Origin of the sequence: Jongsikchunia kroppenstedtii DSM 45133, from assembly GCF_000380485.1 — a bacterium.
Lineage (GTDB): Bacteria > Actinomycetota > Actinomycetes > Mycobacteriales > Mycobacteriaceae > Jongsikchunia > Jongsikchunia kroppenstedtii.
In genome coordinates this window covers 100,000-114,835 of sequence record NZ_AQYG01000039.1, presented here as the reverse complement: position 1 = coordinate 114,835, position 14,836 = coordinate 100,000, and the positions used below count along the sequence as shown (strand labels likewise).

Below are 14,836 nucleotides of genomic sequence, written 5' to 3'. Positions count from 1 at the left end.
ACTGATCCAGCAGACCCTGATACTTGTCGATCTGGCCCGACTGCTGCTGCGCCATGGACATCAACTGCGGCACCATCTGCTGCAGCCGCGCGAGCTGATCGGTGTCGACATTGGACATCATCGACGACACCACGTCGGCGATTCTGGTCAGCCGATCCATCTGCGGCCCAAGCTGATCGGACGCGTCGCGCCCCAGCCGACCCATCTGGTCACCGAGGAAGCCGATCTGCCAGGCCAGCGTCGCCTGGGTCAACTTGTTGCCGTCGGGGCGGGTGATGCCGACGACCTTGTCGACCCCGGGCAGCTGCGCGATGCGACCGGCCATCTGGTCCAGGTCGGCCAGCCCCTGCGGGCTGCGCAGGTCCGATTTCGACTGCACCATCACGAACTGCGGCATCATCCGATTTCCGGGAAAGTGCTTGTTGAGCAATCTGATTCCGGCGTTGGACGGGGCGTTGTGCGGAAGCTGGCCCTGCATGTCGTAGGACGGCTTGAGGAAGATCATCCCGGTCGCCAACGTCACCAGCAGCACCAGGCTGAACGCGAAGACCCGGATCGGGTGGCGCACCACCAGCACGCCGACCCGGTGCCAGTAGCGGCCGGTGCGGTCCGGACCCGGCATGCACTTGCCAAAGCGCGCCGCGACCGTGAGCACGGCCGGGAGAAGCGTGGTGACGACGAGGAACCCGACGACGATCGCGATCGCCACACACGGGCCGGAGGCCGCGAGGAACTTCAGCTTGGCGGTGAGCTGGGCCAGGTTGGCGATCGCCACGGTCGCCGCCGTCGCCAGGATGACCCGCGTCATCGAGCCGCACGCGTGCGCCAGCGCGTCGGTGGGATTCTCACCGCGCCGGATGTTTTCGTGATAGCGACTGATCAGGAAGACCGTGTAGTTGACGCTGGCCCCCATCAGGACCGCCATCATCAACGCGCCCGACACCGACGAGATCGGTATCGCCCCGGCGTCCGCGAGCCCGGCGACGACACCACGCGCGACCACGACGCTGAAGCCCATCACGATCACCGGCAGCAATGCCGTTGTCGGCGTGCGGAACACGATCAGCAGGATGATGCTGATCAGGATCACCGTGATGATGCCGATCTTGATGATGTCGCTGGCGCCGGCCGCGGCCATGTCGGTGGTCGTGGCAGTGGCACCGGTGACCTCGGCCTGCACCGACGTCCCCTTGAACGTATGCTCGACCAGGTTGTTCACCTGCCGGCTGGCGCGCGCGGACTGCGGCGAGCCCAGCTCGCCCTGCAGCGTCGCCGACACCAGCCACGCCTTGCCGTCCTTGCTCATGACCTGGTCGCGCGCAATGGGATTGGACCGCACATCCGGGTTGGACAGCACGTCCTGCACGAACGCGACGTTGCCGGTGTCGGCCCGCAGGCGATGGATCAGGGCGTCATACAGCGACTGCGCCTCGCGATCGAAGCCGCGATCGCTCGCCATCACGATGACGATCGCGTTGTCGGCATTCTTCTGCCCGAAGGCCTCCGACATGTCGCGCATGGCCTTCAGCGACGGACTCACCTTCGCCGACGGCAGTGGACTCACCGAATGCTCGTTGGCCACTCGATCCAGTTGCGGCCAGGCCACATTCACCGAGATGCCGATCGCGACCCAGATCAGGATCACCGCCACCGCGTGCCGGGCGATGAATCGACCGGCACGCTCGAACGTCGCGCTGTACTGATGTGCCATGACTCAGAACAGCTTCGGGATCGACGTCGGGATCGAACCGATCCCCGGCATGGACATCGTGGTGACCGTGTAGGTCAGGGTGAACGAGTCGGGCAGGTCTTCGCTGCCGAGCAGCACCAGATACCGCGTATTCATGAACGCTTCTTGCCCGACGAAGGTCTGCGGCTCGAATCCCGCGTCGATGAACAGCTTTCGGGCATCGCCGAGCGCATCCGGCGTGATGCCGGTGACCGTCAGCACCTGGGTGCCGCCCGCCCCGGAGCGCAGTGCATACAGGCCCTTCACCACCGGAATCTCCGCGGGAAAGGCGGCCGGAACCACCGGGCTGCCCGGGCTGCTCGGCGGCAGCATGCTGACCGGCGGATAGGTGCTGTAGTGCACCTTGCCGCCCTGCAGATCGTCAGTGCTGCAACCGGATAGCAGCAGCCCGCAGGTGACGGCGATGCCCACGACAACAGTCGTGGCGACGGGTCTGACAACAGCAGGCGTCATACGGAGTCCTTTGCAGCGTTACTACCGGTACCGGATACTAGCAGTACGAGCCTAGGCGCAGCCGCCGCGCCCGACCGGCCCACCACCGCCTCGGAAACCAGCAAGGATGCCGCAAATGCCAAGCGCTGAGACGAGTTCCACGACACCGTCTCAACCTAACATGGCTTGACACAGATTCTCGAAATCGTTCCAAACTTCTTAGAGAATCCACACAGAAAGAAAACTGGGTCGGACTCCGCAAGCCCCAGCGGAGTCCGACCCAGAGTTGTTGGGGGCGCTACTTGGTGTACGCCACGTCCAGCTCGGTGACGCCGTTGATCCAGCCCGAACGCAGCCGCTTCGGCTCGCCCAGCTTGGTGATATCCGGCATGTAGTCGGCGATGGCGTTGAAGATCAGGTTGATCTCGACGCGCGCCAGGTTGGCGCCGACGCAGTAGTGCGATCCGTGGCCGCCGAACCCGACGTGCGGGTTCGGGTCGCGCAGGATGTTGAAGGTGAACGGATCGTCGAAGACTTCTTCGTCGAAGTTCGCGCTGCCGTAGAACATTCCGACGCGCTGGCCCTTCTTGATCTCCTGGCCGCCGAGGACCAGGTCCTCCTTGGCGGTGCGCTGGAAGACATTGACCGGCGTGGCCCAGCGGACGATCTCATCGACCGCGGTGGCCGGACGCTCACGCTTGAAGAGCTCCCACTGATCCGGGTTCTCCAGGAAGGCGTTCATGCCGTGGGTGATCGCGTTACGGGTGGTTTCGTTGCCGGCCACCGTCAGCAGGATGACGAAGTAGCCGAACTCAATCTCCGACAACGACTCTCCGTCGATGTCCGCGTTGACCAGCGTGGTGACGATGTCCTCGGCCGGGCACTGCTTGCGGGCCTCCGCCATCTGGTACGCGTAGCCCAGGATCTCCATCGACGCGACCTGCGGATCCGCGGTGAAGGCCGGGTCGTCGTAGTTCATCATCGAGTTCGACCAGTTGAACAGCTTCTCGCGATCCTCCTGCGGCACGCCGAGCAGATCGGCGATCGCCTGCAGCGGCAACTCGACGGCGACGTCGTGGACGAACTCGCCCTTGCCCTTGGCCGCGGCCTCGGTCACGATCTTCTCCGCGCGCGCCTTCAGGCTCTCCTCGAGGGCGTGAACAGCCTTGGGCGTGAAGCCCTTCGAGATCAGCTTGCGCAGCCGGGTGTGCGTCGGCGGGTCCTGGTTGATGAGCAGGTTGTCTTTGGTGACCTCCAGCTGCTCGGGCTCCATCTCGTCGTCGAACCGGATGATGACGCCGTTCTCGTGCGTCGACCACAGCTCGTTGTTCTTGGAGATCTCGCGGATGTGCTCGTGCTTGGTGACAACCCAGTAGCCCTCATCGGCGAAACCGCCGCCCTTGCCCTGCTCCTGAGCGTTCCACCAGATCGGCGCGGTCTTGCGGAGCTCGGCGAACTCTTCTGCGGGCAGACCCTTCTCCAGCAGGTCCGGGCTGGTGAAGTCGAAGCCGGGCTCATGGAACGGGCACTTGGCAGCGGTCACGGTACTACTCCTCGTTTGGGCTAACCCATCCCGCGAACGGAATGGAAACGTGTTACAAACCCATTAGAGCATCGCGGTGTGAAAAAAGCCACTGACCTGCGGAAACTGAACTATCGTCCAAAGTGAACGTGTTCTAATTTGGACGATCGAATCCATTCGCTGGCCACCAGTTTTGTGCAATGCACCACTCCGGGACCGCCGCCGAAAAAATTCTGCGTGCCGACTCAGGCCCGTAGCCGCTGCACCAGGTTGAAGGCCGACATCGCCGTCCGGCCGACGATATTCGGCGGGCTCCACACCCGATAGACGCTGTGCCCGGCGATCGCGTCGACCTCGTGATTCAACCCACTGGCCGGCATCCAGGTGTCGATGGCTCGCGTCCACGGCTCGGCATCGCCCCAGGTCGCATACAGCTTCGTCTCCGATACCGCGAAGGGCTTCAGGCCGTCGTCCATCGCCTGCCACACCGCCGCCGCGACGCCGGGCGCATGCACCGTGCGGTAGTCGTCGAAGACCACCACACCCTGTTCCGCGAGAAGGAGGCGCGAGGCGGTCACATCCCCGGCCACATGGTCGTAGAGATGCGACCCATCGACGTGGACGAAACGATGCCGCCCCTGCGCCGCATGCTCGGTGATCTCGGAACTCGGCGCCTGGATCACAGTCGGCAGATTGCCGTGCACCCGCCGGTAGTTGTCCTCGAACTTGCGCTTGGTCAGAACCGGATACTGCGCCGCGTTCTCAGCCGAGTTCGCGGCGTCGTCGGACTCGGCACCGAACAGATCGATGACGGTGAAGACCTCGCCATCACGCAGGTACTCGCCGATCAGCACCGCACTCTTACCCAGGTAGGCGCCGATTTCCGCCAGGTCGCCCACTGCGATCTGCCGCCCCGATTCCGATAACGCGAAGCGGAACATCGCCCAATCGGTTCGGAAGAACCAGCCGGGGATCGAGCGGATCTCACGGTCGGTCACTGCAGCCATCGGGCATCTCCTTTGCGCGGCACGAAACGAACTATTTCGTCTGCCACACTAAGCGATTCCGATACCCAGCTGGGTCGAATGACCCGCATGACGGCCGGCCGCCCGGCCTCAGCCGTAGTCGACCTGCAGTTCCTTCACTCCGTTGATCCAGCCGTGCCGGAGCCGACGCGCATCGCCGGCCCGGGTGATGTCCGGCATCAGGTCGGCGATCGTGTTGAACATGATGTCGATCTCCATCCGCGCCAGGTTCGCGCCAACACAATAATGCGCGCCATGACCGCCGAAACCCAAGTGCGGATTGGGATCCCGGAACACATTCAGCGAGAACGGATCGTCGAAGACCGCGTCGTCATAGTTGGCGGAGCTGTAGAACATCCCCACCCGCTGCCCCGCCTTGATGATGACGCCGCCGAGCTCGTAGTCCGACAACGCGGTGCGCTGGAAGCAGATCACCGGGGTCGCCCACCGCACCATCTCGTCGGCCACCGTCGACGGCCGCTCGGCCTTGAAGCGTTCCCACTGATCCGGGAAATCGAAGAACGCGTTCATCCCGTGGCTGATCGCGTTACGGGTGGTCTCGTTGCCGGCCACCGACAGCATGATGAAGTACCAGGCGAACTCCTCCGGGCTCAGCTTCTCGCCGTCGATATCGGCCTGCACCAGCGAGGTGACGATGTCGTCGGCCGGCTCCTTGCTGCGCGCATCGGCCAATTGGTATGCGTAGCCGAGGATCTGGGCGTTGGCCTCGATCGGGTCGACGCCGCCGGACAGGTCCGGATCGTCGTAGGCCATGATCTGGTTGGTCCAGTGGAAGATCTGCTCGCGGTCCTGATCCGGGATGCCGATGAGCTCCGCGATCGCCTGCAACGGCAGCTCCACCGCCACGTCCGCCACGAAGTCGCCCGAACCCTTGGACTTCGCCTCCGCCACAATCTTGTTCGCCCGACTGCGCAGCGCATCCTCCAGCGCACCAACGGCTTTCGGGGTGAACCCCTTGGCCACCAGCTTGCGCAGTCGGGTGTGCTCCGGCGGGTCGTGATTGATCAGCAGGAAGCGCGTGACATCGATCTGCTCACGGGTGACACCCTCGTAGAACCGCACCATCGAACTGTTCTGCCAGGTGCTGAAAACGTCGGTGCGCTTGGATATCTCGCGGATGTGCTCGTGTTTGGTAGCCACCCACATGCCCGGGTCCTCGTACCCGCTGCCGGCCTGCTCCATCCACTGCAGCTCACCCGTCTTGCGGGCGGCCGCGAATTCGGCGATCGGCAGCCCCTCCTCGATCAGCATCGGATCGGTGAGGTCGTGCTTGATCGGACACGTCATTGCTCTGCTTCTCCTACCCGTAGGTGACCTGAAGTTCCTTGATGCCGTTGATCCAGCCCTGGCGGAGCCGCCGCGCGTCCGATGCGCGGGCGATGCCCGGCATCAGGTCCGCGATCGTGTTGAACATGATGTCGATCTCCATCCGGGCCAGATTCGCGCCGACGCAGTAGTGCGCACCATGGCCACCGAAACCCAAGTGCGGGTTGGGGTCCCGGAAGACGTTCAGCGTGAATGGATCGTCGAAGACCGACTCGTCGTAGTTGGCGGAGCTGTAGAACATCCCGACGCGCTGGCCTTTCTCGACCGTCACCCCGCCGAGTTCGTAGTCCTCCAGGGCCGTGCGCTGGAAGCAGATCACCGGGGTCGCCCACCGGACGAGTTCGTCGGCCAGGGTGGACGGCCGCTCGGCCTTGTACCGCTCCCACTGATCGGGGAAGTCGAAGAAGGCGTTCATCCCGTGGCTGATCGCATTGCGGGTGGTCTCGTTGCCGGCGACCGCCAGCAGGATGAAGAAGAACGCGAACTCCTCCGGAGCAAGCTTCTCCCCGTCGATATCCGCATGTACCAGCTTGGTGACGATGTCGTCTCGCGGATCGGCCTTCCGCAGTTCGGCGAGGCTGTACGCGTATGCCATCACCTGGGCCGACAGATCCATGGGGTCCATATCGACGCCGAGATCCGGATCCTCCGGCGCGAGCATCTGATTGGACCAGTCGAACACCTTGCTGCGGTCCTCCTGCGGCACGCCGATGAGTTCGGCGATGGCCTGCAGCGGCAGTTCGACCGCAACATCCGCCACGAAGTCGCCGCTGCCCTTGGCGGCGGCCGCACCGACGATCTTCTCCGCCCGGGCGGTGAGCGCATCGCGCAACGCACTCACCGCGCGCGGCGTGAATCCCTTGGCGATCAGCTTGCGCAGCCGGGTGTGTTCCGGCGCGTCCTGATTGAGCATGATCAGCCGATTCATATCGATCTGCTCGCGGGTGACATCGTCGCTGAACCGGATGATGGCACCGTCCTGCCAGGACGAGAACACATCACTGCGCTTGGAGATCTCCAGGATGTGCTCATGCCGCGACGCGATCCAGAGTCCGCCGTCGGTGAAGCCGCTGCCGGACTGCTCCATCCAGTTGAGTTTTCCGGTCGCCCGCAATCGGGCGAAATCGTCATACGGGATGCCTGCCTCGATCCGCATCGGATCGGTCAGGTCATGAAACGGGCATTCGATGGCGGCCATTTCTGCGCTCCCGTCGCAGGCGAACATGTTCCAGTTCCAGTCAATCACCGGACCCCGTTTAGCGCAGCTACCTGCGGAAACTGAACGATCGTCAAGTTCGGGGGCCACCGGCTCGCTCACCAAATCGCGGCGGTGCGCTACCATCGATTAGAACGTGTTCTAGTTTTGCGGCCGGCTCGCCGGCGCACTTGTACAGAAGGATTCACCATGGGCAACCCGGTCATCGTCGAAGCCACCCGCACCCCCATCGGCAAGCGCAACGGCTGGCTCTCGGGCCTGCATCCGGTCGAGCTTCTCGGCGCCGCGCAGCGTGCGGTCCTCGAGCGGGCCGGCGTCGACCCAGCCCTCATCGAGCAGGTCATCGGCGGCTGCGTGATGCAGGTCGGCGCGCAGGGCAACAACGTCACCCGCACCGCGTGGCTGAACGAGGGGCTGCCCGAGTTCGTCGGCGCGACGACCGTCGACTGCCAGTGCGGCAGCGCGCAGCAGGCCAACCATCTGATCGCCGGGTTGATCGCCACCGGCACCATCGACGCCGGCGTCGCCTGCGGCGTCGAGTCGATGTCCACGGTTCCGCTGGGCGCCAACGTGATGCTGGAAGGCGCCGGCGAGCGTCGCCCCGCGTCATGGGACATCGACATGCCGAACCAATTCGAGGCCGCCGAGCGAATCGCCAAGCGCCGCGGGCTCACTCGCGCCGATCTGGACGGCCTCGGCGAGCGCAGCCAGCGGCTGGCCAAGCAGGCCTGGGCCGAGGGTCGCTTCGACCGCGAGGTCTTCGAGCTCAAGGCGCCCGAGCGCACCAAGGAAGGCGAGCTCACCGGAAACACGTTGTCGGTCACCAAGGATCAGGGTCTGCGCGACACCACCCTGGAGTCCCTCGCCGGTCTCAAGCCGGTCATGGAAGGCGGAATGCACACCGCCGGAACGGCATCGCAGGTGTCGGACGGCGCGGCCGCCGTGCTCATCATGGATGAGGACAAGGCCAAGGCGCTCGGCCTCACGCCGCGCGCCCGGTTCGTCTCGCAGGCCCTCGTCGGCGCCGAGCCCTACTACCACCTCGACGGCCCGGTGCAGTCGACGCAGAAGGTGCTCGACAAGTCCGGAATGTCGCTGAACGACATCGATCTCGTCGAGATCAATGAGGCGTTCGCCTCGGTCGTGCTGTCCTGGGCCCAGGTCCACAACGCCGACATGGACAAGGTCAACGTCAACGGCGGCGCGATCGCCCTCGGCCACCCGGTCGGCAGCACCGGTTCGCGACTGATCACCACTGCGCTGCACGAGCTGGAGCGCACCGACAAGTCGACCGCGCTGATCACCATGTGCGCCGGCGGTGCCCTGTCGACCGCCTCGATCATCGAGCGGATCTGACATGACCGGCAAGGCCCGGCCGGACCAGCTCGACTCGGACGCCGTCCAGCGCGGCATGAAGTGGGGCTCGCGGCTCAACACCGAGCTGTATCGCCGCACCGGCGGGCGCCTCGGCAAGACCTGGCGCATCGGTGCCGGGCTGCGCAAGCCCGCGCCGGTCTGCCTGCTGACGACCACCGGCCGCAAGACCGGACAGCCGCGCACCGTGCCGCTGATCTATATGTCCGACGACGACAACGTCGTCTTCGTGGCATCGCAGGGCGGCCGAGCGACCAACCCGATGTGGTTCGGCAACATCGTCGCCAATCCGCGTGTGACCGTGCAGATCGGAAAGATCAAGCGGGACATGATCGCTCGCGCGGCCGACCAGGCCGAACGCGATCGGCTGTGGCCGCGTCTGGTCGAGGTCTACGCCGACTACGACCAGTACCAGGAATGGACCGAGCGCTCGATACCCGTTGTGATCTGCAGCCCAGCTGATTAAAACGGCTTACCCGGCGATAAGCGATGCGCGACAATCATCGCTATGGGTTACATGCCGGTCACCGATTCGATGTTCCTGCTGGCGGAATCGCGCGAACATCCGATGCATGTCGGGGGCCTGCAATTGTTCACTCCGCCGGAGGATGCGGGCCCGGAGTTCATCACCGACGTGCTGGACACGCTGCGATCGCAGACCAATGTCAGCGCGCGCTTCCGACGTCGCCCGGCCGACCCGGTCAACCTGCTCGGCACCACCTGGTGGACCGAGGACGAGGACATCGACTTCGAGTATCACGTCCGGCACTCCGCCGTCCCCCGGCCCGGCCGCATTCGTGAGCTCTTCCAGCTGACGTCGCGCTGGCACTCGGCGCTCCTGGACCGGCATCGGCCGATGTGGGAGATGCACGTGGTCGAGGGGCTGCAGGACGGGCGGTTCGCCACCTACACCAAGGTCCATCACTCCGTCGTCGACGGCGTTTCGGCGCTGCGGTTGCTGCAGAACTCGCTGTCGACCGATCCGGATGACCACACCTGCACGGCGCCCTGGTCGCCGACGCTGCGCCGGGGCAAGCCGTCGGTGGATACGCGAGTCTCCTTGGGACGCTTGCTCCCCGAGGTGCTCGACACTGTCGGTTCGATCGCCGGGCTACTGCCGGCCGGCGTGAAGATCGCCAATCAGGCGTTCCGCGACAACAACCTGATCACCCCGCTGGACGCCCCCGACACCCTCCTCAACCAGCCGATCGGCGGCTCCCGTCGATTCGTCGCCCAGTCGTGGGAGATCGAGCGCGTTCGCGACATCGGCCGCAAGGCGGGGGCCACCCTCAACGATGTCGTGCTGGCGATGTGCGCCGGGGCCCTGCGCACCTATCTGCTGGAGCAGGACGCGCTGCCCGACAAGTCCTTGACGACGGCGGTGCCGGTCTCGCTGCGCAGCAGCGACAATCTCGACGACGGCGGCAATTCCGTCGGATTGATCATCGCGACACTGGCCACCGACGTCGACGATCCAGCAGAGCGGCTGGCCACCATCCGCGCCTCGGTGCAGGCCGCCAAGGCCGTCATGGGCGAACTGTCGCCGCTGCAGATCCTCGCGATGAGCGCGATGAACGGGGCGCCACTGGCGCTGACCCCGCTGCCGGGCTTCGTCAGCCACACTCGGCCGCCGTTCAACGTGCTCATCTCCAACGTGCCCGGGCCGAAGGAGCAGATGTACTGGAACGGCGCCCGACTGGACGGCGTCTATCCGGCCTCGATCCCGATGGACGGCATGGCCCTGAACATCACGCTCACCAGCAACTACGACAAGCTCGACTTCGGGCTCACCGGCTGCCGCCGGACCCTGCCGAGCCTGCAGCGGATGATCCATCACCTCGAGGATGCGCTACTCGACCTGGAAAAGGCCGTCTCGTAAGCGTCCGCGCTAGTTGAAGACCACTCCGGGGTTCAGAATCCCCTGAGGGTCGAGCGCGTCCTTGATCTTCTGGTTCAGCGCCAGCGCCTGCGGCGACAGATAGTCCTTGAGCCACGGCTGCTTGAGCCGGCCGACGCCGTGCTCACCGGTGATCGTGCCACCCAATTCGATTGCCAGGTCCATGATTTCGCCGTAGGCGAGCTCGGCGCGCTCCAGCTGCTCGGCGTCGGCGGGGTCGAACACGATGAGGGGGTGGGTGTTTCCGTCGCCGGCATGCGCCATGACCGCCACCGTCACATCCCGATTGCGGGCGATCGCATCGATGCCCAGGACCAGGTCGCCCAGCTGCGGGATCGGGACGCCCACGTCCTCGAGCAGGACCGCACCCTTGCGCTCCACGGACGGGATCGCGATCCGCCGGGCCTGCACGAACGCCTCGCCCTCGTCGGCGTCGTCGGTCGCGTATACCTCTGTCGCCGAGTTCTTTTCGCAGATGATGCGGATCTGGTCGATCTCGGCGCCGGCGTGTGTTCCGGGCTCATCGGACTGGATGATCAGCATCGCCGCGGCCGACCGGTCCAGCTCCATCGCGGTCTCGTCCTCGACCGCATTGATGCAGACCTGGTCCATGAACTCCAGCATCGACGGTCGCATGCCGCGCGTGATGTCCTGCACCGTCTGACAGGCGTCGGCCAGCTGAGCGAAGGTCGCCACCAGCGTCGCCGCCGGGCGCTGGGCCGGAATCAGCCGCAGCACGCCGCGGGTGATGATGCCGAGCGTGCCCTCGCTGCCCACGAACAACTTCGTGAGCGGCAGTCCCGCAACATCTTTCAAACGCGGACCACCCAGTTCGACCAGCTCGCCATCGGCGGTCACCACGTCGACCCCGAGCACGTAGTCGGTGGTGACACCGTACTTGACGCAGCACAATCCGCCGGCGTTGGTCGCGAGATTGCCACCGATGGAACAGAATTCGAACGACGACGGATCCGGCGGATACCACAGGTCGTGCGCGGCGGCGGCCGCCTTCACGTCGGCATTCATCGCCCCGGGCTGCACCACGGCGGTCCGCGTGCGCGGATCCACCTCGATCGCCGTCATCCGCTCCGTCGACAGCACCAGGCAGCCGTCAATCGCCGTCGAGCCGCCCGACAGCGACGAGCCGGCGCCGCGGGTGATGATCGGCAGCGAATGCTCGGCGGCGAAGCGCACCACGGTCTGCACGTCCTGCGCCGACTCGACGCGAATAACCGCCAGCGGCACACCGGCATTCGGATCATTCGCCCGATCGCGCCGGTACTTCTCCATCCGATCGGCGTCGGAGATCAGCGCGCCCTCGGGCAGTCGGGACGCCAGCGCGGTCAGGTCGATCACCGGTACAGCCTAGACAGGCGCTACGAGCTGGGTGCCCGGACCACCATCGGCACGCCGGGGAAGTACGCGGCCATCTCCGAGCGCGACTTGCGCAGCGCGGCGGTGCCGTAGCCCTTCTTGCGATGATCGGGCGCGATCCAGATGCGCACGTCCACCTCGCCGTCGGACAGCTCGCCGAACACGATGCCCACGTCGTCGCCGCCCTCGGCCGCGATCAGCCAGACCGCTTCCTCGGCGTCGACCCGCTGCCTGGCGGCCGCGATCTCCTGCTCGATCGAACCAGCCGGCGACCCCGAGCCGTCCCCGGCCGCGCCGAGCTCGTCGGTGCGCAGCTTGAACAGCTCGGCATCCAGGTCGCCGTTGAAGGCGCGCAGGCTCAGCCCGTCGCCGGACGCCGCCGGACGCTCGGTGAGCGTGAACGTCAGCTGGCTGTTGAGATCCTCCAGCTCCTTGGCGTTCTTGCGCCGCTCCGATTTGGTCAGCTGGCGAAATGCCATGCCCAGCACGGCCTTTGCGCCGATCTCCGGCACGCCGAGCAGGTCGGCGATCGCCTTCTCCGCGGCCGCCTGATCCTCGGCGTCGACGATCAGGTCGAGCACCTCGTGGCGGCGTTCCAGGGCGGTTTCCAGGGCATGCGTGATGTCGCGGCGGGTAGCGGCCTTGTCGTGCTCAGTCATGGCCATGAGCCTAGTCTCCGTATTGTGTTTTGCCCCGGTGAACTGGCCGCCGGGGCTGGGTGGAAGCGTGGTTCAGCGGCGCGGCAGCCCGAAGGACGCCACGATGCGCGTGATCTCGCCGGCCGCGTTGAACTCGAACCGTTCGGTGACCTGGGAGCGCAGCCCGAAGAGGACGTTGACGTAGAACGTCACATGCACGACGCCGTCCTCGACGCGCGGCGTGAAGTCGCTGACGTACTTGATGACCCGGTACTGCGGGCCGCTGGTCAGGCTGCGGCGCAGATGATCTCCGCTGCGGCCGGTCTTGACCCCGAGCTCCGTACGCGTGCAGTCCGCGGCGAACGGCACCTGCGAGGGATCGTGCGTCGCCAGCGCCTCCACGTAGCTGCGGGCGGCGGCGATCAACTGCTCGTCGGAGACGGCCTGGCCCCCGGCCATCAGCGGGCGCCGTAGACCGGCATGGGCGCGGGGCCCTCGGCGAGGATGTCGGTCACCACGGGGCCCAGCTCGGCCGGGTTCCAGCGAGCGCCCTTGTCCCGCTGCGCGCTGCGCTGCCAGCCGTCCGACAACGCGATCAGCCCGCCCTCGATCTCGAAGACGCGGCCGCTCACCGAACCCGACTCCTCGGAGCCCAGCCAGACGACCAGCGGCGAGATGTTCGCCGGGTCCATCTTGTCGAACGAGCCATCGGCGGGCGCGGCCATCTGCGCGGCCATCGCCTCGCCGGCGCTGGTGGTCATGCGGGTACGGGCGGCCGGCGCGATGGCATTGGCGGTCACGCCGTAGCCCTTCATCTCAGCGGCGGCCTGGATGGTCATCTCGGCGATGCCGGCCTTCGCCGCGGCGTAGTTGCCCTGGCCGACCGAGCCGTACAGGCCGGCGCCGGAGCTGGTGTTGATGATGCGGGCGGCACGCGGCCGGCCCACCTTCGACTCGGCCCGCCAGTAGGCGGCGGCATGCCGCAGCGGGGCGAAGTGGCCCTTGAGGTGCACGCGGATCACGTCGTCCCAGTCGGACTCGTCCATCGAGACCAGCATCTTGTCGCGCAGGAAACCGGCGTTGTTGACCAGCACGTCCAGGCCGCCGAAGTTGTCGATCGCGGTCTTCACCAGGTTGGCCGCGCCGTCCCAGCTGGCGACGTCGTCGCCGTTGACGACGGCCTCGCCGCCGGCCGCCTTGATCTCGGCGACGACCTGCTCGGCCGGGTGCTCGCCCACGTCGCGACCGTCCAGGCCGGCGCCGAGGTCGTTCACGACGACCTTCGCGCCCTCGGCGGCGAATGCCAGCGCATGCTCGCGGCCGATACCGCGACCGGCGCCGGTGATGATGACAACGCGTCCGTCAACGATTCCCATATCTGATCTGCTCCTACTTGTCCTTGTTGGTGTTTGCTGCGTCTGTGACGAGGAAGACGACGGCCGCCACGGCTGCCTTCCCGTCCGGGCTCACTTATTCGTCGTGGCCGCGTCGAGAAAAGCGGGACGCTCGCCGCCGCCGTGGACGGTCAGCGTCGAACCCGTGATGTATTCGGCCATCGGCGATGCGAGGAAGGCTACTGCGCGGCCGATGTCGGCGGGCTCGGCCATCCGACCCATCGGGATGGTCTTGCCGACCGCGGCGATGCCGGCCTCGTCGCCGTAATGCAGTTCGGCGAGCTCGGTGCGCACCGGTCCGACGATGACGGAATTCATCCGCACCTTCGGCGCCCACTCGACGGCCAGCGATCCGGTCAGGCTGTCCAGGCCGGCCTTCGCGGCGCCGTAGCCCGCGGTGCCCGGCGACGGCCGGTGCCCGCTCACGCTGGAGACGTTGACGATCGAGCCGCCGCGATCCTGCTGCTGCATCACGGCGTTCGCGGCCTGCGAAACGATCAGCGGCGCAAGCATGTTCAGTTCCACGATCTTGCTGTGGAACTTCGCCGACGCGTCGGCCGCGAGGGCGAACGGCGCCCCTCCGGCGTTGTTCACGACGGCGTCGAGCCGGCCGTGTCGGGCGACGATGCCGTCCACCAGCGCGGCCACGGCCTCCGGATCGCGCACGTCCGTGGAGGCGAACTCCGCGAACGGGCGCTCGTCGCCCTCCGGCTCGCGCCGCGCACAGGCGATCACCGTCGCGCCGAGATCGGTCAGTACCTGCGAGATGCCGGCGCCCACGCCGCGCACTCCGCCGGTGACCAGCACTATCTGCCCATCAAGTCCCAGGTTGAACACCCTGCTACCCTACCAAGCAAATGTTTGGTT

Annotated in this window: 14 protein-coding genes; 3 read left to right on the top strand and 11 right to left on the bottom strand. The window is 66.1% G+C overall.

The features are described 5' to 3' along the window. The 6 genes from G341_RS0104790 to G341_RS20980 form a co-directional block, all read right to left on the bottom strand. A partial coding sequence (locus tag G341_RS0104790) for an MMPL family transporter (RefSeq protein ID WP_018177977.1) occupies nt 1-1,711 on the bottom strand: 1,711 nt, incomplete at its 3' end. 3 nt (nt 1,712-1,714) lie between these two features. Then, on the bottom strand, nt 1,715-2,203 hold the full coding sequence (locus G341_RS0104785) for a hypothetical protein (protein ID WP_245556912.1): 489 nt from the start codon (nt 2,201-2,203) through the stop codon (nt 1,715-1,717). Nucleotides 2,204-2,480: 277 nt separating this feature from the next. Beyond that, nucleotides 2,481-3,725 (bottom strand): cytochrome P450, encoded by a 1,245-nt coding sequence (locus tag G341_RS0104780; RefSeq protein WP_018177975.1) that lies wholly within the window; start codon nt 3,723-3,725, stop codon nt 2,481-2,483. A gap of 224 nt (nt 3,726-3,949) precedes the next feature. After that, nucleotides 3,950-4,711 (bottom strand): class I SAM-dependent methyltransferase, encoded by a 762-nt coding sequence (locus G341_RS20985; protein WP_043450583.1) that lies wholly within the window; start codon nt 4,709-4,711, stop codon nt 3,950-3,952. A 108-nt stretch (nt 4,712-4,819) separates the two neighbouring features. Beyond that, nucleotides 4,820-6,037 carry a cytochrome P450 gene (locus G341_RS0104770; RefSeq protein ID WP_018177973.1) on the bottom strand — a complete coding sequence of 406 codons (1,218 nt, stop codon included), beginning with the start codon at nt 6,035-6,037 and terminating at the stop codon, nt 4,820-4,822. A 13-nt stretch (nt 6,038-6,050) separates the two neighbouring features. Further along, nucleotides 6,051-7,274: a cytochrome P450 gene (locus G341_RS20980; RefSeq protein ID WP_043450635.1), complete on the bottom strand. Its 1,224-nt coding sequence runs from the start codon at nt 7,272-7,274 to the stop codon at nt 6,051-6,053. Between the two features lie 207 nt (nt 7,275-7,481). Here G341_RS20980 and G341_RS0104760 point away from each other — a divergent pair, with 207 nt between their 5' ends. The 3 genes from G341_RS0104760 to G341_RS0104750 are packed head-to-tail and all read left to right on the top strand — an operon-like array spanning nt 7,482 to nt 10,545. Continuing rightward, nucleotides 7,482-8,648 carry a steroid 3-ketoacyl-CoA thiolase gene (locus tag G341_RS0104760; protein WP_018177971.1) on the top strand — a complete coding sequence of 389 codons (1,167 nt, stop codon included), beginning with the start codon at nt 7,482-7,484 and terminating at the stop codon, nt 8,646-8,648. A 1-nt stretch (nt 8,649) separates the two neighbouring features. Next, complete coding sequence (locus tag G341_RS0104755) at nt 8,650-9,132, top strand: nitroreductase family deazaflavin-dependent oxidoreductase (protein WP_018177970.1); 483 nt, start codon at nt 8,650-8,652, stop codon at nt 9,130-9,132. 42 nt (nt 9,133-9,174) lie between these two features. Then, nucleotides 9,175-10,545 (top strand): WS/DGAT/MGAT family O-acyltransferase, encoded by a 1,371-nt coding sequence (locus tag G341_RS0104750; RefSeq protein ID WP_018177969.1) that lies wholly within the window; start codon nt 9,175-9,177, stop codon nt 10,543-10,545. Nucleotides 10,546-10,554: 9 nt separating this feature from the next. On the opposite strand, the gene G341_RS0104745 is transcribed toward G341_RS0104750, so the two are convergent. The 5 genes from G341_RS0104745 to G341_RS0104725 form a co-directional block, all read right to left on the bottom strand. Then, a complete protein-coding gene (locus G341_RS0104745; protein ID WP_081622424.1) occupies nt 10,555-11,853 on the bottom strand; it encodes an FAD-binding oxidoreductase in 1,299 nt (432 codons plus the stop codon). An 86-nt stretch (nt 11,854-11,939) separates the two neighbouring features. After that, nucleotides 11,940-12,596, bottom strand: a complete 657-nt coding sequence (locus G341_RS0104740) for a GNAT family N-acetyltransferase (protein WP_026303257.1) — start codon at nt 12,594-12,596, stop codon at nt 11,940-11,942. Nucleotides 12,597-12,668: 72 nt separating this feature from the next. Continuing rightward, on the bottom strand, nt 12,669-13,034 hold the full coding sequence (locus G341_RS0104735; RefSeq protein ID WP_018177966.1) for a DUF8021 domain-containing protein: 366 nt from the start codon (nt 13,032-13,034) through the stop codon (nt 12,669-12,671). Further along, nucleotides 13,034-13,951 carry an SDR family oxidoreductase gene (locus G341_RS0104730; protein ID WP_018177965.1) on the bottom strand — a complete coding sequence of 306 codons (918 nt, stop codon included), beginning with the start codon at nt 13,949-13,951 and terminating at the stop codon, nt 13,034-13,036. Before G341_RS0104730 ends, G341_RS0104735 begins: the two co-directional genes overlap by 1 nt. Before the next feature lie 90 nt (nt 13,952-14,041). Next, the gene (locus G341_RS0104725) at nt 14,042-14,806 is read right to left on the bottom strand and encodes an SDR family oxidoreductase (RefSeq protein ID WP_026303256.1); all 765 of its coding nucleotides are present in this window, start codon (nt 14,804-14,806) and stop codon (nt 14,042-14,044) included. Nucleotides 14,807-14,836 lie beyond the last annotated feature (30 nt).